At 65.6% G+C, this 17,366-nt stretch carries 15 protein-coding genes; 6 read left to right on the top strand and 9 right to left on the bottom strand.

Going from position 1 to position 17,366, the window contains the following annotated elements:
• Positions 1-20: 20 nt before the first annotated feature.
• Positions 21-1,037 (bottom strand): pseudouridine synthase, encoded by a 1,017-nt coding sequence (locus BKX98_RS12005; protein WP_073707402.1) that lies wholly within the window; start codon positions 1,035-1,037, stop codon positions 21-23.
• A 52-nt stretch (positions 1,038-1,089) separates the two neighbouring features.
• Complete coding sequence (locus tag BKX98_RS12010) at positions 1,090-1,920, bottom strand: DNA-formamidopyrimidine glycosylase family protein (protein WP_073707403.1); 831 nt, start codon at positions 1,918-1,920, stop codon at positions 1,090-1,092.
• Positions 1,921-2,069: 149 nt separating this feature from the next.
• On the opposite strand from BKX98_RS12010, the gene BKX98_RS12015 reads away from it, so the two are divergent.
• Positions 2,070-2,489 (top strand): MaoC/PaaZ C-terminal domain-containing protein, encoded by a 420-nt coding sequence (locus tag BKX98_RS12015; RefSeq protein ID WP_255372332.1) that lies wholly within the window; start codon positions 2,070-2,072, stop codon positions 2,487-2,489.
• Positions 2,490-2,514: 25 nt separating this feature from the next.
• Here the strand turns inward: BKX98_RS12015 and BKX98_RS12020 are convergent, their stop codons facing one another.
• The 4 genes from BKX98_RS12020 to BKX98_RS12035 form a co-directional block, all read right to left on the bottom strand.
• Entirely contained in the window at positions 2,515-7,182 is a 4,668-nt protein-coding gene (locus tag BKX98_RS12020) for an ATP-dependent helicase (RefSeq protein ID WP_073707405.1), read from the bottom strand.
• Positions 7,183-7,405: 223 nt separating this feature from the next.
• On the bottom strand, positions 7,406-7,705 hold the full coding sequence (locus BKX98_RS12025) for a transcriptional regulator (protein WP_073707406.1): 300 nt from the start codon (positions 7,703-7,705) through the stop codon (positions 7,406-7,408).
• Positions 7,689-8,162, bottom strand: a complete 474-nt coding sequence (locus BKX98_RS12030; RefSeq protein WP_073707407.1) for a hypothetical protein — start codon at positions 8,160-8,162, stop codon at positions 7,689-7,691. Before BKX98_RS12030 ends, BKX98_RS12025 begins: the two co-directional genes overlap by 17 nt.
• 63 nt (positions 8,163-8,225) lie before the next feature.
• Positions 8,226-8,684, bottom strand: a complete 459-nt coding sequence (locus BKX98_RS12035) for a 23S rRNA (pseudouridine(1915)-N(3))-methyltransferase RlmH (RefSeq protein WP_198934375.1) — start codon at positions 8,682-8,684, stop codon at positions 8,226-8,228.
• A gap of 63 nt (positions 8,685-8,747) precedes the next feature.
• Between BKX98_RS12035 and BKX98_RS12040 the strand changes: the two genes are divergently transcribed.
• The gene (locus BKX98_RS12040) at positions 8,748-9,461 is read left to right on the top strand and encodes a phosphatase PAP2 family protein (protein ID WP_073707408.1); all 714 of its coding nucleotides are present in this window, start codon (positions 8,748-8,750) and stop codon (positions 9,459-9,461) included.
• On the opposite strand, the gene BKX98_RS12045 is transcribed toward BKX98_RS12040, so the two are convergent.
• Together BKX98_RS12045 and BKX98_RS12050 are read right to left on the bottom strand one after the other, a co-directional pair.
• Positions 9,430-10,401, bottom strand: coding sequence for a D-2-hydroxyacid dehydrogenase family protein (locus BKX98_RS12045; protein WP_073707409.1), 972 nt, complete (start codon positions 10,399-10,401; stop codon positions 9,430-9,432). The genes BKX98_RS12040 and BKX98_RS12045 overlap by 32 nt on opposite strands.
• A 98-nt stretch (positions 10,402-10,499) precedes the next feature.
• On the bottom strand, positions 10,500-12,347 hold the full coding sequence (locus BKX98_RS12050; protein ID WP_073707410.1) for a calcineurin-like phosphoesterase family protein: 1,848 nt from the start codon (positions 12,345-12,347) through the stop codon (positions 10,500-10,502).
• A gap of 173 nt (positions 12,348-12,520) precedes the next feature.
• Here BKX98_RS12050 and BKX98_RS12055 point away from each other — a divergent pair, with 173 nt between their 5' ends.
• Positions 12,521-13,654 carry a hypothetical protein gene (locus BKX98_RS12055; RefSeq protein WP_143181110.1) on the top strand — a complete coding sequence of 378 codons (1,134 nt, stop codon included), beginning with the start codon at positions 12,521-12,523 and terminating at the stop codon, positions 13,652-13,654.
• 49 nt (positions 13,655-13,703) lie between these two features.
• Positions 13,704-14,135: a thioesterase family protein gene (locus BKX98_RS12060; protein WP_052253900.1), complete on the top strand. Its 432-nt coding sequence runs from the start codon at positions 13,704-13,706 to the stop codon at positions 14,133-14,135.
• On the opposite strand, the gene BKX98_RS12065 is transcribed toward BKX98_RS12060, so the two are convergent.
• Positions 14,132-14,983, bottom strand: a complete 852-nt coding sequence (locus BKX98_RS12065) for a helix-turn-helix transcriptional regulator (RefSeq protein ID WP_073707412.1) — start codon at positions 14,981-14,983, stop codon at positions 14,132-14,134. The genes BKX98_RS12060 and BKX98_RS12065 overlap by 4 nt on opposite strands.
• Positions 14,984-15,174: 191 nt before the next feature.
• Between BKX98_RS12065 and BKX98_RS12070 the strand changes: the two genes are divergently transcribed.
• Entirely contained in the window at positions 15,175-16,467 is a 1,293-nt protein-coding gene (locus BKX98_RS12070; RefSeq protein ID WP_198934376.1) for a benzoate/H(+) symporter BenE family transporter, read from the top strand.
• A 104-nt stretch (positions 16,468-16,571) separates the two neighbouring features.
• A complete protein-coding gene (locus BKX98_RS12075) occupies positions 16,572-17,363 on the top strand; it encodes an aspartate dehydrogenase domain-containing protein (RefSeq protein ID WP_073707413.1) in 792 nt (263 codons plus the stop codon).
• Positions 17,364-17,366 lie beyond the last annotated feature (3 nt).

Below are 17,366 nucleotides of genomic sequence, written 5' to 3' on the forward strand. Positions count from 1 at the left end.
TCCTCCCACATGAGAAGGGGTTATTGAGCTGAAGGGGCTTCCGTCAGCCGTTGTTCACTGCTGAAGCTGCGTTCGGCGCCGGTCAACGGATCGGTGAAGGAAATGGTGTGCGCCAGCAGCTGCAGCGGGCGCCGGTAGTCATCAGGAGCCAGATCCCACAGCCGTGGATAGAACGCATCGTTGATGATGCCCAGGCCCAGGGAAGCCAAGTGGATCCGCAGCTGATGGGTCTTGCCCGAATGCGGTTCCAGATCCATCAAGGCAACCTCGGTCCCGGAATGGAAACCATGGCTGGTTCCAATGGTCTCGACGTTGATCAGTGTCTGCGCGTTCGGCTCGCCTTCTTCCACAATTGAACGCAGCTGGCCCTTGACCTTGGACATCCGGTTCTCGAAGACAAGCGGCATGCGCTGCAGCAGACCACGCAGTTCTGTTTCGGTTTTGACCTGCGAATGCCCGCCGTTGGGTTGCAGCACCCGTCCGGTTTCCAGGCCTTCACCGGGTTGCAGGGCGACGACCGCCTTGTAGCGCTTGGCAATCTCCCGGCGCTCGAAAAGCATCTGGTAGGCACCCCGGGTCTGCGGATTCACCGCGAAAAGAATGACGCCGGCGGTGGCGCGGTCCAGCCGGTGCATCGGCACCAGGTCGTCGATGCCGGTCTGGTTGCGCAAGCGCACCAGCGCGGATTCCTGGATGAAGCGTCCACCGGGTGTGGTGGGGAGGAAGTGCGGCTTGTCCACGACCAGCAGGTGCTCGTCCTGGTGCAGGATTCTGGCCTCGAAGGGGATCGGGGTTTCTTCCGGCAAGGAGCGGTAGTACCAAATGAATTCATGCTCGCCCAGGGGAGTCTGGCGGGTGAGCGGAGTGCCGCCCAGGCCAACGATCTGCTGCTCATCGAAGCGGCGCAGAATGCCCTCGGGGTCGACATGGCCAAAGCGTTCGAGCAGATAATCGGCGACAGTTGCCCATGAACCGGTCCGCGGGAGTCGAAGCCGAGTTGCATTGACGCCGTTGCGAACGGGAAGCGGGGATTCCATAGCCATATGGGATATTCTCCCATCTTTGCCGGGAGCACGCTGATCCGCGGCCTCAGCTGCGCGGTGCCGGCTGGCAGGACGGGCAGAGGTAGCAGTCGCGTTCCAGCCCCGAGTCCTCGGCGGCGATCTTTAAGACCTGGATGGTGGTGCCGCAGCGCAAGCAGGGCTTGCCGGCGCGTCCATACACCCAATAGGGTTCGCGGGTGCGCGCCAGGCCGGTGGTGACCCGGCGCGGCCGGTCCTTGTTGACCTCCAGCAGGCGCCGGGACATCTCGATGGCTTTCTCCAGGCCCACCACCTGCCCCACCAGAGTGAGCGGATGCAGCCGGGTGAGGAACAGGACCTCGCTGCGGTAGATGTTGCCGACCCCGGCCATCAGCCGTTGGTCCAGCAGCGCCTCGCCGATCCCGCGCTGCGGCTGGGCGCGGAAGTTCGCGGCCGCCTGCTGCGCATCCCAATCCGTGCCGAGCAGGTCCGGGCCCAGATGGCCAACAAGTTCCTGCTCGTCGGCGGTGGGCACGAGCTTGACCTGGGCGATGTCGAATCCGACCGCGGTGATCCCGGTGAATTGCAGCACCACACGGGCGGTGTGGGCGGGGCGCTTGAAACGGTCGCCGGAGCCGTAGAGGTCCCAGCGGCCCTCCATCAGCAGGTGCGAATGCAGGGTCAGGGGAGGATGCTTGAAGGCAGGGTCTGGGTCCGTGGGCGGATGCAGGCGCACCAGCAGGTGCTTGCCGCGCGGGACCACTTCGGACACCATGTACCCGGCCAGGTCCACGGTGGACAGCGACGGAACCCGGAAGTCCGAGCGAACGATGGTTTTTCCGGCCAGCGCGCGGTGCAGCCGCGCGGTGGCCCGGTAGACGGAATCTCCTTCTGGCATGCGTCCTCCCTAGAATCAATCCAGGAACCCATCCTACGGTGCAGCCGTAACGAGGCGCAGTTCGTCGCGGCCGTGGCCTACGCTGGGCGCATGACAGTGCAGCAAAAGAGCAGATCGATCCAACCGAACCGACCGTCTATGCCGAGAATCTGGCAGTCGGGGATGTAGTCGATTTGAGCTCGTACAAGATGACCGCGGAGGATCTGCACGAATTCGGCGTGCAGTGGGATCCGCAGCGGTTCCACATCGACGAGGAATTTGCGCAGCAGGGGCGCTTCGGCGGCATTATCGCCAGCGGCATCCGCTCGTTGGCGATCTTCCAGCGCCTTGCCGTGTTGGGAGCCTACCGGCACTGGTGGGTAGTGGCCGGAAGGGTGATGGAGAAGATCCAGTTCCATGTTCCGGTGCGTCCCGGCATGGAACTGCACGGGCAACTGGAAATCACCGGTATCCAGTTCAAGCGCGAGGACCGGGCCCTGGTCACTCTGCATGGCTCGCTCGGCTGCGATGGGCAGGTTCTCTTCGAGGTCACCAATGCTGCCTGGATCTGGGGCAGGGCGCGCAAGTAGCGCCGGTGCTTGCCTGCGCTGCGGCTTAGCGCCGGAAGCGGATCCCCTGCGGGGTGGAATAGAATCCGGCCGCCAGCAGCGCGTGAGCGAGGGGATGCTCAAGGACCGGCTCGCCGTTGACCGTGGCGATGGCCAGCTTGTCCACCGTCGCGGTGCGCAGCACTGCCACCAGATTTCCTGCCAGCAGCCGCCATGGCTCTTCGCTTGGCTCGCCGAAAGCGAGCACGGTGCGCCCGCCGCGTTCCAGATAGAGCGCCAGTTCTCCGTCCAGCAGACCCACGATCGCTCCGGCCTTGCGCCCCGGGCGGTGCCCGGTCTGCGTGGCCGGCCACGGCAGGGCCGCGCCGTAGGGGTTGGCCGGGTCCGTGGAGGCGAGCACCACAGCCTGCGGCTGGCGCTGCGGGTCATCGGGCAGGGTGAAGGTGCGCAGCCGGTCGATGGTGTTGGCGGTGGAGAACTGCGCGGCGCCGAGCTTCTCGATGAAGTAGCCGCGGCGGGCATGGCCCGCCTCTTCCAGCTTGGACAGCACCCGGTAGAGCTGGCCGAAGCCGCCGGGCACGGATTCGGCGGCCACCGAACCGCGGGTGAGCACCCCGTAGCGTTCAAGCATGATTTCCGCGGTTGCATGCGCTGCGATGGTCTGGTCCAGCGCAGGGGCGGGCAGCAGCGACCAGCGGGCCGAGCCGCGGGTGTTGCGTGCCAGCTGTCCGGCCGTCTGTTCCCGGGCTAGCCGGGTAAGCCCGGATAGCCGATTCAGCCGGGCGGCACGGGCACGCGGCGCCGGCTTGGCGATCTTGTGCGCGGTGGTGCCGCCAGCCAGGTAGCCGCGCACCGGAGCGAGGGTGTCGGGGGAGATGAACCCCGCCCAGAACAGCTGCCAGCAGGCCTCGGTGATCTCCTGCTCGGTGGGCGGCAGCCCCTCTTCCGGGTGCAGCCGGGCGGCGAGTTCCTGCACGAAGTAGGCCCCGGTAGCGTCGAAGGAATCAAGCACCCGGCGGGCCAGCGAATCCAGCTGGGACATGTCAGGGGCTGGCAGGCTGAGCGCAGCGAACTCTGCGGTGTGCAGCGAGAGCCAGCCGTCCTTGCCGCCGGCGGCCCCGGCCCCGCAGATCAGCACGTCCCCGCTGCTGGTCAGCTCATCAAGCCACGATGCCTGGTAGCCGTGCAACCTGGCGGGCAGGATGAATGATTCCAGCGCCGAGGCAGGAACTTCAACCCCTGCCAGCTGGGTCAGCACCTCGTAGAGCCCGTCGCTGCCTTCCAGCCGGGAGCCCACCTGCTGCCAGGCGGGCAGGAACCGTCCGAAGGCGGGCTGGTCCACCGGCTCCACCTCGGCGCGCAACGCGGCCAGCGAACGGGTGCGGATGGTGCGCAGCACCGAAACATCGCAGTATTCATCCCCGCTGATTCCAGGCGGGATCAGCTCCACCGGACGGAACGCGCCCAGCGACAGGCGGCCGGCCGCCACCAGCTGGTCGAGCACCGGGCGCAGCACCGCGACGCCCAGGCCGAGCGCGGCGGACAGCTCGGAGAGCGTGAACGGGGCGTGGGTGCGGGCGAAGCGGGACACCAGGTCCTCAATTGGCTGGGCCGCCGGTTCGAGGAAGGCGGTGGGGATGCCGGTGGGCAGCGGGGTGCCCAGGGCATCGCGCAGCTTGCCCGCGTCCTCGATGGCCGCATAGGCCAGTTGCCCGGCGACCCGCAGGGTGAAGGCGCGGCGGGTGGCCACGAGGGATTCGGCATGGGCCCGGGCGGTCTCGGCATCAAGGGCTTCCTGCTCATCCTCCGTTGAGCGCAGGCGCTGCGCCAATTGTTCTGCGCTCAGCGGGCCGAGCAGGCGCAACAGGTCCGCGGCGCCCTCCATCCCGGATAGCCGGCGGTTGGGCGCCAGGTGCTGCAGCTGCTGTTCGAGGGCGGCGATGACCTGCGGGTCGAGGATTTCGCGCACGTCGTTGCGTCCCAGCAGCTCGCCGAGCAGGACCGGGTCCAGGCTCAGCGCGGCGGCGCGGCGTTCGGCCAGCGGGGCGTCGGTCTCATAGAGGAACTGGGCCACGTAGCCGAAGAGCAACGATTGGGCGAAGGGCGAGGGAAGCTCGGTGGTGACTTCCACCAGCCGGATGGCGCGGGAGGAGACCTGGCCCAGGATCTCGGTCAGGGCCGGCAGGTCGTAGACGTCGTTCAGGCACTCGCGTACGGTCTCCAGGATGATCGGGAAATCCGGATAGTTGCGGGCCACGTCCAGCAGCTGGCTGGCCCGCTGGCGCTGCTGCCACAGCGGGGTGCGCTTGGTCGGGTTGATCCTCGGCAGCAGCAGGGCGCGGGCCGCGCATTCGCGGAATCGCGCGGCGAACAGCGCCGAGTTGGCCACCTGCGAGGTGACCACGTCCACGATCTCATCGGCCTCGAAGGCGAAGAGGTCGGCACCCGGCGGCTCATCATCCATGGCCGGGATGCGCAGCACGATACCGTCATCCGCGGCCATCGCGGAGGCGTCCAGGCCCCAGCGTTCGCGCACCCGGGCGCCGATGGCCAACGCCCATGGGGCGTGCACCGCCAGGCCGAAGGGCGAATGCAGGATCACCCGCCAGTCGCCCAGCTCGTCGTGGAAGCGTTCCACTACGAAGTTCTGGTGGTTGGGCACCTGCCCGGTGGCCTGGCGCTGCTCGCCCAGGTAGTTCAGCAGGTTCTCGGCCGCGAAGGGATCCAGCCCGTGCTCGCGCAGCGCGGCGGCGGAGGCGCTGCGCTCGCCGGCCAGCAGCCCGGTAGTGAATTCGCCCAGCGCCGCTCCGAGTTCCACCGGGCGGCCCAGACCGTCGCCGTGCCAGAAGGGCAGCTTGCCGGGCTGGCCGAAGGCCGGGGTGACCAGCACCCTGTCGTGGGTGATGTCCTCGATGCGCCAGCTGGTGGCACCCAGCGCGAACACGTCGCCCACGCGGGACTCGTAGACCATTTCCTCGTCGAGCTCGCCCACCCGCTTGGGGGCCTTGTCATCCTCGGATCCCGCAAGGAAGACGCCGAACAGCCCGCGGTCCGGGATGGTGCCGCCGGAAATCACCGCGAGGCGCTGGGCGCCGGGGCGGGCGCTGAGCACTCCGGCGTCACGGTCCCAGATCAGCCGCGGCTTGAGGGTGGCGAACTCGTCCGACGGGTATTTGCCCGCCATCATGTCCAAGGTCGCCAGGTACACGCTGCGCGGCAGCTGCTGGTAGGGCGCGGCCCTGCGCACGGTGTCGTACCAGGCTTCGACCTCAAGGTCCTCCATGGCCACCGCGGCCAGGGTCTGCTGGGCCAGGACATCGAGCGGGTTGGCCGGGATGACCATCTTCTCGATCTTGCCCTCGCGCATGCGGGTGACCACCAGTGCGGTGGAGAGCAGGTCCGCGCGGTGCTTGGGGAAGAAGATGCCCTGGGAGACCGAGCCGACCTGGTGACCGGCACGGCCCACGCGCTGCAGCCCGGAAGAGACCGAATTGGGGGATTCGACCTGGATCACCAGATCCACCAGGCCCATGTCGATGCCCAGTTCCAGCGAGCTGGTGGCCACCACGGCGCGCAGCTTGCCCAGCTTCAGGTCTTCTTCGATTTGGGCGCGGGCATCCTTGGAGACCGAGCCGTGGTGGGCCCGGGCCAGCAGCGGCGCCTCTGGGTTAGAAGCGGCGGTGGACCCGGCTTGGGCCATCAGCACTGCCGGGGTGGACGTGGAAGTATCCTCGGCGCTGAACCCCTCGCGTTCGGCGTAGATTTCGTTCAGCCGCCCGGTCAGGCGTTCGGCCAAACGCCGGGAGTTGGCGAAGATGATCGTGGAGCGGTTCTCCAGCACCAGATCCACCAGCTGGTTTTCCACGTGCGGCCAGATGCTGGCCGAGGCCGCCGGGGAGGAACCGGGTCCCAGATCGTGGGCGCCGGCCGCCGACGGCAAGTCGGTCATGTCCTCGACCGGGACCCGCACCGCGAGCTCCCACTTCTTGGTGGATGGTGGGCGCACGATATTCACCGGTGCCGAGCCTGCCAGGAAACGCGCGACTTCTTCGGGCGGTTCCACCGTGGCCGAAAGACCGATGCGCTGGGCCGGGGCGGCAAGCATCGCGTCGAGCCGCTCCAGGGACAGGGCCAGATGTGTGCCGCGCTTGGTATTGGCGATGGCGTGGACCTCGTCGATGATGACCGTATGCACCTGGGCCAAGGTCTTGCGGGCCTGGCTGGTGAGCATCAGGTACAGCGACTCGGGCGTGGTGATCAGGATGTCGGGTGGGTCCTTGAGCAGCTTGCGCCGGTCATTGGCCGGGGTATCTCCGGAGCGCACGCCCACGGTGACCGATGGCTGGGAGAGCCCCATTTCGTGGGCGGTGGAGCGGATGCCGGCCAGCGGGGAGCGCAGGTTGCGCTCCACGTCCACGCCCAGGGCTTTCAGCGGGGAGATATAGAGGACCTTGGTTCCGGTGCCTGCCGGGTGGTCCGCATCGGATTCCATGCCGGGCAGCGCCGGTGTGTCGAGTTCCGCATGATGCAGCCGGTCCAGGGCCCAGAGGAACGCTGCCAATGTCTTGCCTGAGCCGGTTGGGGCGATGACCAGGGTGTGCTTCCCGTCGGAGATGGATTCCCAGGCGCCGCTCTGCGCCACCGTGGGCGCCGAGAAGACGTCGGTGAACCACTTGCGGGTGGCCGCACCAAACCGGGAAAGCACATCACTCATGGAATCGATACTACGTTCTGGACTCGACAGTTCGGGAACAGGAACCGCCCAAACTGAAGCGGTGGCCAAGTAGCACCCTGCTCAGGCATTCACATGAATCCGCCATGCCAATGGTTGTTGGAATAAGCGTTGGCATGAGTAATGCTTGCCATCGATTAGCGAAGCCAAAGCTATGTTGCGGGGTGCTGTGGTGCCGTTTCACATGCTCAGCGCGCGAGAATTCTTATCCTGCGGTAATTTCACGAAGGGCTGTGACGTGGCCAACATATGCGCGACAGCCCGTCTTCGTCAGCGAAACGCGCACATGGCTGCGGCCCAGCTTGGTGAATCGCTCGATGCCGACATAACCGGCATCGGCGAGCTGCTTGAGGTGCTTGCTCAGAACCGAGTCGGCGACATCGAGGAGACCGCGAAGGTGCGCGAATTCAGCCCACTGAACCGGAGCCAGGCTGGCACAGATGCGCAGCCGCAATGGAGCGTGGATTAATTCGTCGAACCGGGCGTCGCTAGACGACTTGGTCATTGCCGTCCTCCAGGCGCGCCACGTTGTAGGCAGCTTGCATCTTGGCCACCAAGAACATGCAGGATATGAAGGTGACAAGAATCTTCGCCAAAACTTCCTCTGCCTGTGCCGCTTCCCAAAACCTCAGGCAATTGACCAGCAGGATGCCGAGGAAGAAATATCCTGCATAGGCGCCCGCCAGCAGGCTCGGGGTATCGGCCAATGTCCGTGGCTTTGCGCGACGGCGCCGGGCCAGCACGTACCAAAGGATCAACGGTATATACAGCAGTGCTGTCCAAAAAGCCTGGGGTGGGTAAGCCTGGAACAACGTGAGGACTACGGCCGAGACTGCGACCAAGGTGGTGGTGAAGCCACGGGGACTCCCGGAAGTCTGGACCATCTGCTGTGAGTCCTGCTCAGCAGATGCCAGCAACTTGGCCGCGTGCTTCTTGTCCATGAAATCCCCTGATGAAGCCATGAATACACCACTTTCCGTTACGGAAAGTCTCGTCTTTCCATGTTGGAAAGTCAAGGGGTTGGCTTAAACGTGGTGGTACTTGCCGCCGGCCAGGATGTCCTGCGCCCGGTAGAGCTGCTCGGTGAGGATCAAGCGCACCAGCTGGTGCGGGAAGACCAGCTTGGACAGCGACCAGGTGAAGTTGGCGCGGGCATGCACCGTGGGGTCCACGCCGTAGGCGCCGCCGATGATGATCACCACATTGCGCGAGGAATCGATCGGTGTGCGCAGGGTGTTGGCCAGCGCGGGGGAGTCCACGTTCTTCCCTCGTTCATCGAGCAGCACCACGAAATCGCGGTCATCGATCTTGGCCAGGATGCGTCCGGATTCCTCGCTGCGGGCCGCGTCGTTCTCGCGCGAGGAGTGGCTCAGCAGCTGCCAGGACAGGTCGAAGGGCTTCTTCAGCCGCTTCTCATAGCGGGAAATTCCCTCGTCCACCCAGGACTCGTGTTTCTTGCCAACTGCCAGCACCTTGATCGTCATGCTTCCATTGTTCCGCATCCGTCGGGTTCAGCGCTTCGCTTCCACCCCGATACGATGGAAACCATGAGATCCTCTTGGTATTTCCGGCACGGCCAGCGTCCTGGCGGCGCACAGGTGCTGTGGATCATTTTCGGGCTGGTCGTCGCCATGTTCTACTTCACCCGCAGGGTGCTGGTGTCCCTTCATGCGGGCGGATGGGCCAAGGACCTGGACGCCCCGGCATACCAATGGACGCTGGAGCACCAGTCGCCGTTCCTGTTCGCGGTCTCCGACTTCCTGTACTTCTGGGGATCCACCCCGGGAATGACCATGATCATGCTGGTGATCACCGGGCTGCTGTGCTGGAAAACGCGCAGCGCGTGGCCGCTGGCGGCCGTCGCGTTCACGGCATTGGTCTCGGTGCTGCTGACCGTCATCCTCAAGGCCAACCTCCAGGTGCCGCGTCCCCAGGGCATCCCCGGGGGACCTGCGCCGCCTGAATCCTATTCATTCCCCAGTGGGCACACGCTGAACTCGGCGGCGCTGATCGGCATCGCCAGCTACCTGGCGATCATCTACGGGCTGCGCCGCTACGCGTACCTGATCGCCATCATCGCGGCGCTATTCGTGCTGGCGATGGGCGCCTCGCGCATCTACATCGGGCACCATTGGGTTTCGGATGTGCTGGTGGGACTGCTGATCGGGGCCGCCTGGGCCGCCGTGGTGGCAATCCTGCACTACTTCTTCGTGCCGCGGCCCGCAGCTACTAGGCCAGCACGCGGATCGGCGCGCCGCTAGCCCATGCGCGGAGATCTTCCACCGCATCGCGGTAGAACATCTCGAACTGCTCGATGGTCACGTAGCCGATATGCGGGGTGGCAATCACGCCCCTGGTGTTCGCCAGCCGGTCCTGGGCCGGCAGCGGTTCCACATCGAAGACATCCACCGCAGCCAGGTGCAGCCGCCGGCTTTCCAGCGCGTCGATGAGCGCGCCGGTCTGCACGATCCGGCTGCGCGAGGTGTTGACCAGGATGGAATCAGGTCGCATCCAGGCCAGCTGCTTCGGGCCGATGACCCCGGTGCTGCGTTCGGAGAGCTTCAGGTGCACGGTCACGATGGCGCTGGTGGAAAACAGTTCGGCCTCCGAGACCAGCTCCACGCCCGCTTCGGCGGCGCGCTCCTTGGTGAGGTTCTGGCTGTAGGCGATGACCCGCATGCCGAAGGCCAGGCCAACTTTCGCCACCCTCGACCCCAGATTTCCCAGGCCGTAGACGCCCAGGGTCTTGCCGGACAGGCCCATCCCCAACGTGGTCTGCCAGCCCGAGTCGGCCGCCAGCGGGCGGTCCGCGGAAAACAGTTCCACATCCAGTCGGCGCGCGGCGGAAAGGATCAGCGCCCAGGTGTGCTCGGCGGCATCGGTGGCCACGTAGCCGGTGTGGCTGACCACGATACCCCGGGCCTGTGCAGCCTGCAGGTCAATGGATCCGTTGCGGCGACCGGTGGTGACCAGCAGCTTCAGGTTGGGCAAGGCATTCAGCCGGGCGGCCGGAAAGGGCGTGCGCTCGCGCATGGCGACAATGGCGTCGAAGGGCAGCAATGCCTCGATGACAGTGTGGTCCTCATGGCCCAGGTGCTCGGTGAAGACGGTGATCTCGGCGTCCAGCTCGGCGGCGAGGCCATCGAAATCGGCCAGCGAGCGGGCCACGTTGTGGTAATCATCAAGGATTGCAATGCGCATGGCTTCATCCTAGGCATCTGCGGCCGCTGCTGTCCTGTCGCTGGCGTAACAAAAAGCTGGCGCCTGCATCATGCAGGCACCAGCTCAAAGCATCGATGCTACTGGACGACGGTGAATTCCAGCTGCTCGGTGTAGGAGCGACCATGCACGTCGGTGGCGGTCGCCGTCGCGGTGTGCTCACCAACCGGGAGGTCATCAGGCAGTTCCAGGCGCCACAGGTGGCTGGTCTTCTCGGCGAGGCCGCCGCCGTGGACGAACTGCTCTGCGATGGCGGACGGGTCCGAGTACTCGGCTCCGGTCAGCGGGCGCTCGCCCGCCATCTGCTGGGTCCGCTCCGCGGCCACCGGATCCTGGCCATCGATGGAGACCTCGACGGTGGAACCGGTGCTGCCCATCCAGAAGTTCGTGGTCAGCCAGGTGTCCTGGGCCAATCCCTGCCGGCTCACTGCCAGCGGGTCGGCCAGGGGCTGGACGGTGCCGCGTTCCTTGTCCAGATTCTCTTCGTACCACTGCCGGTACTGAGGGGTATTCAGGCCTAGCGACATCTGCTTGCTGGGATCCTGGCCGGTGGCGGTGAAGCGCTCCACGATGTCGGTGTTCTTGATGTCCAAGGTGAGCACGCCCGGCGGGGTGCCGTCGCGCTGGATGGAGGTCGGGTAGCCGTTCTCGGAGACCCGGCCGTCATACCATTGCCCGGAAATTGCCGGGACCGTCAGATGGGTGAAGGGCAAGCCTGCTTCGCCGACCTCATCGCGCCAGCCGTCCATCAGGTCCCCGGCGCGCAGGTTCTCCGACATGTGGGTGTGCCCGCCCAGAGAAACGGCCTCGCGTCCCTCAAGCAGCTCGTAGATCTCCTTGACCTGCTTGGTGGAATGCTCGTCGCTGTAGAAGAACTCGAGCATCGGGCTGTGCCCGGCCAGCACGATGGCCTTGTTCTTGGGAACCTTGGCCAGATCCTCGCGCAGCCACTGCAGCTGGCGCTGCCCCAAATCATAGGTGTAGTCGCTCTTCTTAGCTGGAACCGCAGTGGGGTAATCGATGGTGCTCAGTGCAATGACGTGCGTTTTGCCGGTGTCGTAGGAGTAGTATTCCGGGCCGAACTGGGCGCGGAAGGAATCGAACTCATGCTGCCCGTCCAGCGAATCGTAGTCGATGTCGTGGTTGCCCGGCAGGAAGCGGGCCGGGCCGTTGAGCATGGAAGAAAGCTCGCGGGTCTGGTGGAAGAAGGTCAGGTCATCGCCCACGAGGTCGCCGATGAACAAGACGCCGCACCCGGTGTAGTCGGTGCGGGCCGCCAGATCGGCGAAGGCGCCGTCCCTGGCGTATTCGACTTCCTGCTGGGTGTAGGTCTGCACGTCCGCGCCGATGACGCAGCTCTGCTCCGGTGATTGGGTGGCGCTGCTGCGCACCAGCGGGAAGTTGACCGCCTCGGGCAGCGGGCCGGTCGGGGCGATGCCGTCGTACTTCAGTTCCGGGGAGCCTCCGGGCAGGTGATTGTAGAAGAACTGGGCGACGTTGTCCTCGTCAACCGGTACCTGGAAGCCACGCGGCTGGGTGACGAATGCGGTCATGTTGTTGTAGGCCGGCAGTTCGTAGCGGCCCTGTCCGTCGGTGGACACAACGTCGCGGCCGTTGGACACCGTGACGTTCGGCAGGCCGGGTTCACCGGCATCCTGCTTGGAGTTCTTGTTGCGGTCCTCGAAGACCACGCCGTCCAGCGTCTGTTGATCGGCGGCGTTGCCGCTATTTTTAGCAGGGATGACCTCGACGGACCCGCGGTAGGCCGAGGAGCTCCAATCCGCGGTGGTCTTGGCGGCAGGCGCCGCTTCGACTTCTGGGCTGGCGCTGATCAAAGCGGTGGAAGCGGCAATGGCAACCAGGCTTCCGGCGGTCAGATGCAGTGGGGTGAGATGATTGGTTTTGCCGGGTCGAGCGAAGAATTTCACGTACGTTCCTCCGGGTGGGGGCAATCTGCCGGCCCGTTGGCCAGCCGTATCCCACGGTGCCAAGGACAGGTGAATTGCAACCCATGCCCAGGTAATGTCGATTCATCGATCCCGTAAATAGTTATCGACTGTCTTGGCAGGATTTAGGTATCTCCAGCTAATGAAATGAAGTGGTGGCGATGGAACTGGTGCAGGCCCTGATGGCAGGCGCGCGGGGACGCAGGCTACTGTGGGAATTCGCAATTGCCAGCGAAGAGCAGCTGCAACCGGAATTCGCGGAGCATCCACTGCGGGCGGCGATGTACTATGCCGCGCATCGGGTCGCGGTCGAACGTGGCGAGAGCGTTGGACTGTTTGGCATGGACGAGCCAGGCGTGCCCGATATCAGTGTCGAGGAGATTGCACGGCTCCTTGATGTCGCCAGCCTGGTGACGCCCACTGCGGCGCTCCTGCAACACGCGCTAGTTCGTTCGGTGGACTACGCGCGCTATTGGCAGGAACCGGATGGGGAAGACACCCTGCTGGCGTTGCCGGCTTTCGCCGCGCCTCTTGAGCGCGTCGCCCGGCATCTGGCGGACAGCGGGCTCGCGGACTGGTGGATGGATCCCGTGGATCTGCGCAACCAGTTCAAGGTGGAGTTCGACCAGCATGATCCCGTGGGTAAGTCGCAAGCTCCCGATGACGATGCTCTTGACATTTTGCAGGACTGGAGGGGCGCGGTTCTGGCGACGGAAGCCCGCGATGCCGCGGAACTGCATAACAGCCAGCTGGGCAGCTTCAGTGGCGAATGGTGGTCCAAGCCCAGCAGCCGCCTGCCCGCCAGCACCGGTATCTTCCCTGGCGGCGAGCCTGTGGGCCTGAGCTGCGTGGAAGACGGTTTCGGGTGGGAACAGGCCAGCGTCAGGCACGCTAGTGTGCCTCCCGCAGCGAACATGCTGAAGATCGCCACGGCGGAGGACTGGATCCGTCTCTGCCGCGAACACGGCCTCGAGGTGTCCGCGCAGAAACGCCACGACTGGTATTTGGCTACTGGGCGCGACGGCGCATGGATGATCCCTGATTGGCTGGCAGTGGCGCGCGACTATGACGGGGTGCATCTGGGCATTGGTGCTTATCTGGCGCTCGCCGGACAATGCCTGGAGATCGATGAAAAGTACGCCAGCGTGATTGCCGGCTGGGATCCGGACCAGACGTTCTGGTTCACCGATGAGCTGCGGTGCTACGGGCCAGCGCAGGAATGGATTTGCCTGGACGCCAGCAACGAGGAAGCACGGTGGGTGCCTGCTGGCAAGGTTCCAAGTTCATGAGCTGTCACGGGCGCAGTGGCCTGCCCCGGTTTCTGGTGCAATGGGTTTCATGAGTGAAGCGAAAAACGATGAACTGGCCGCCGCAACCGAGATCATCTTGCAATTGCGCTGGTCGGATCAGGATGCCCTGGGCCACGTGAACAATGCGCGCATCGTGACCTTGATGGAAGAAGCGCGCATCCGCTGGACGCGCGAAGACGGAACCACAGGCCGTTTCGAATTCGGCACAGTGGTCGCATCCATCCAGATCGACTACCTGCGCCCGCTACACTACCAGCCCGAGATGCTCATCCGCATGGGCATCAGCCGGCTCGGCAACAAATCCTTCACCGTGCGCGGCATCGGCTACCAGGATGGGCAGCCGGTATTCGACTCGACCACGGTCATGGTGCCACTGGCCGCCGATGGCGTTTCGTCCCGGCCGCTGAACGAGCTGGAGCGCAGCTGGCTCAGCGAATCGCTGATCCCGGCACGCGGCTAGCCTCTCGGCGCCGCACCCGGGCTGTTGAGCCGCGCTGCTAGATCGCGCAGCTTCGCTTCGGACTCAGAGCCCGGCTCGGTGGTGTAGATGAATAGGGTCTGGTCGGTTGCCCCGGTTACGTCCAGCGCCTCGTAGTTGACCTCCAGATAACCCACGTCGGGATGGTTGAACCGCTTGATTCCGTCCCGCCGCTCGACCACCCGGTGGTCGGCCCACCAGGTGCGGAATTCTCCGCTGTTCATCGATAGCTCTCCGACCAGCTGCGCGAGCAACGGATCATGCGGATGGCGCCCGGCATCCAGGCGCAAGGTGCCGACCATTGACGCGGCGACCTGCTCCCAGTCGGCATAGCGCTGCCTGGCTTCGGGATCCAGGAATGCCCAGCGGATCAGGCTGCGGTGGCGCACCGGCTTGGCCAGGAAATCGGTGAGCAGGCTGGCTGCCAGCGGATTCATGCCCAGCACCTCGGTGCGCCGACCACGGATGAAGGCCGGATGGGCGGTGAAGGAATCCAGCAGTTTGTGCAGGGATGGGCGCACCCGCTGGACGCTGCTTGATGGGCTGTCGCGCCCGGAGCCGGAGAGCGAGCGCGCCAGATTGAACAAATGCCCGGTCGCCGCCTCATCCAGTTCCAAGGCCTTGGCCAACGCGCCGAGCACTGATTCGGAGGGGCGCTTGTGACGGCCTTGCTCCAGCCGGGTGTAGTAGTCGGTGCTCACTCCGGCCAGGACCGCGACCTCTTCGCGGCGCAGGCCAGGAACGCGGCGCCGGGGACCACCATCGCCTGCCGGGCTGACCAGCGCCCGGCGCGCCTTGAGGAACTCGCCGAGCTCTGTATTGGAATTCATCGGAGCAGTCCTTTCATCCGCGGGCCGCATCGCCCCGGTCTCATCCTAGCCCTGCCTGCGGTGCTGGTCCGAGGCCAGAACTATCCTAGGACTGGCATACCCCGGATCAATGTGCCACTTCCCACGGCCCCCTAAGCGGTGCATTAGTGATGGACTATTAATGCCACTGCCACCGTCATCCAGGAGAGCGCATGCCCAAGCCAGCCAATTTCTTGCCCACCGACGAATCGGCTCCAGCACCCGCGCGGTCACCGCGCGAACCGCTGCTGGAGCGGCCCGCGAGCAGGCCTGCCGGGATCCGCGCCCTGCTGCGCGATCTGGGCGCGGTCTATGCCAGCAATGGGGTGATCGGCCTGGTCTTCTCAGCCTCTGGCCCCATCGCGGTCACCCTTGCCGTGGGTGCCGCAGGCGGGCTATCCCAGGCCGAGATGGCTTCCTGGGTTTGCGGGATCTTCCTCTCCGCCGGGTTGGCGACCATCGTGATGTCCCTGCTCTACCGCCAGCCGCTGGGCTTCGCCTGGTCCATCCCCGGCACGGTGCTGCTGGGTCCTTCGCTGCAGCACCTGTCTTTCGCCGAAGTGGTCGGGGCGTTCTTCTTCTCGGGGGTGCTGGTCCTGGCGCTGGGAGCCACCGGGGTAGTGCGCCGGATCATGGCGGCCATCCCGATGCCGATTGTGATGGCCATGGTGGCGGCGGTCTTCCTGCGCTTTGGCACCGACATCGTCTCAGCCACCCAAGCCAACCCGGTGGTGGCCGCTCCCATGGTGCTGGTCTTCGTGCTGCTCAGTGCGGTGCCGGCGCTGGGCCGAAAACTGCCACCGGTGCTGGGCACGCTGATCGCCGGCATCATTGCCGTGGCCGCCAGCGGGCAGTTCGCATTGGATGCCGCGGGCGGTCCGGTACTTGCCACCCCGGTGTTCACCGCTCCGGAATTCACCTGGGCCGCGCAACTTGAACTGGTGGTACCGTTGGCCATCACCGTGCTGATCGTGCAGAACGGCCAGGGCGTTGCGGTGCTGCGTGCCGCCGGGCACCAGCCGCCGGTCAATGCCTTCGCCCTGGCCTCCGGCGGTTTCTCAATCCTCAACGCCTGCTTCGGCGCGGTATCCGCCTGCGTCACCGGACCCACCAACGCGCTGCTCACCTCATCGGGCGAAAAGCACCGCCACTACACAGCGGCGGTGGTCTATGGATTCCTGTCCCTGGTCTTCGCCCTGCTGGCTCCGACGCTGACCCGCTTCATGCTGGCCACCCCTGAGGCATTCGTGCTGGCCTTGGGAGGCATCGCCATGCTCAAGGCCCTGCAGCAGGCGTTCGTGACGGCCTTCGCCACGAAGTTCTCCCTTGGCGCGCTGGTGACATTTGTCGTGACAATTTCCGGTCTGGACCTGTTCAACATCCACGCGGCCTTCTGGGGCATCCTCTTCGGCTATGCCGCCTCCCGGCTCATGGAGCGCGGCGACCATGCCTCCGCGGCCGGGTAATAGCGCGGAGCTCCTGTCGTTCCGGGACCACGCCGGTTCGTGATGGTCGCGCCAGCTGGCTAAGCTGGCGATAGCTGGCATCAAAGGATTCGGACAGGACGGTCATGGCCGCGGGCAGCATGTATCGGGTGGGAGTAATGGGCTATGGCGCCATCGGCTCCGTGGTGGCGGATCAATTGGCTGCCGGGAGCGTGGCGGGCGCCCAGCTTGAAGGGGTGATCCTGCGCCGGCATCAGCCGGGGCTGGAACATGAACAGTTGAATCTCCAGCAGGCGCTGGAGCGCTGCGACCTGGTGGTCGAATGCGCGGGCCAGCACGCTGTGCGGGAGCATGCGGTGCGCATCCTGGAGGCAGGGGTCGACCTGCTGGCCAGTTCCATGGGAGCGCTGGCCGACCCGGATCTTGCCGCATCAGTGCAAGCTGCCGGGCCAGGCCGGCTGATCAGCACCGCCGGGGCCATTGGCGGATTGGACCTGTTTGGTGCGGCGGCACGAATGGGCGGCATCGAGCAGGTGCTGGTTACGACGCGCAAGCTGCCGGCCACCTTGGTGCAGCCGTGGATGGATGCGCGGCGGCGCCGCGAACTGGAGCAGGCCAGCGGCCCGGTAGAGGTATTCAACGGTCCGGCTGCGGTGGCGGCCCGCGACTTCCAGAAGTCGCTGAATGTCGCCGCGGCAGTGGCCTTAACAGTGGGGGATTGGGACGCGGTGCAGGTCAGGCTGCTCGCCGATCCGGCGGCAGAGCTGACCGAGCACCTCATCGAAGCGCACGGGCCAGCCGGCGAGTACAGCTTCTCGGTCAAGAATTACCCATCGCCGCGCAACCCGCGCACCAGCGGCATCGTCCCGTGGGCCTTGCTGCACTCGATCCAGCAGGCCGCGGATGCGCGGCGCTAGCGG

The organism is Glutamicibacter sp. 0426, assembly GCF_001906485.1.
GTDB classification, from domain to species: Bacteria; Actinomycetota; Actinomycetes; order Actinomycetales; family Micrococcaceae; genus Glutamicibacter; species Glutamicibacter nicotianae.

Excerpts from the sequence above, each read along its gene's own strand:
- BKX98_RS12030 (WP_073707407.1), bottom strand. The coding sequence starts at position 8,162 with ATGGCTTCATCAGGGGATTTCATGGACAAGAAGCACGCGGCCAAGTTG.
- BKX98_RS12010 (WP_073707403.1), bottom strand. The coding sequence starts at position 1,920 with ATGCCAGAAGGAGATTCCGTCTACCGGGCCACCGCGCGGCTGCACCGC.
- BKX98_RS12035 (WP_198934375.1), bottom strand. The coding sequence starts at position 8,684 with ATGACGATCAAGGTGCTGGCAGTTGGCAAGAAACACGAGTCCTGGGTG.
- BKX98_RS12045 (WP_073707409.1), bottom strand. The coding sequence starts at position 10,401 with ATGCGCATTGCAATCCTTGATGATTACCACAACGTGGCCCGCTCGCTG.
- BKX98_RS12075 (WP_073707413.1), top strand. The coding sequence starts at position 16,572 with ATGGCCGCGGGCAGCATGTATCGGGTGGGAGTAATGGGCTATGGCGCC.
- BKX98_RS12065 (WP_073707412.1), bottom strand. The coding sequence starts at position 14,983 with ATGAATTCCAATACAGAGCTCGGCGAGTTCCTCAAGGCGCGCCGGGCG.
- BKX98_RS12070 (WP_198934376.1), top strand. The coding sequence starts at position 15,175 with ATGCCCAAGCCAGCCAATTTCTTGCCCACCGACGAATCGGCTCCAGCA.
- BKX98_RS12060 (WP_052253900.1), top strand. The coding sequence starts at position 13,704 with ATGAGTGAAGCGAAAAACGATGAACTGGCCGCCGCAACCGAGATCATC.
- BKX98_RS12040 (WP_073707408.1), top strand. The coding sequence starts at position 8,748 with ATGAGATCCTCTTGGTATTTCCGGCACGGCCAGCGTCCTGGCGGCGCA.
- BKX98_RS12020 (WP_073707405.1), bottom strand. The coding sequence starts at position 7,182 with ATGAGTGATGTGCTTTCCCGGTTTGGTGCGGCCACCCGCAAGTGGTTC.
- BKX98_RS12025 (WP_073707406.1), bottom strand. The coding sequence starts at position 7,705 with ATGACCAAGTCGTCTAGCGACGCCCGGTTCGACGAATTAATCCACGCT.
- BKX98_RS12005 (WP_073707402.1), bottom strand. The coding sequence starts at position 1,037 with ATGGAATCCCCGCTTCCCGTTCGCAACGGCGTCAATGCAACTCGGCTT.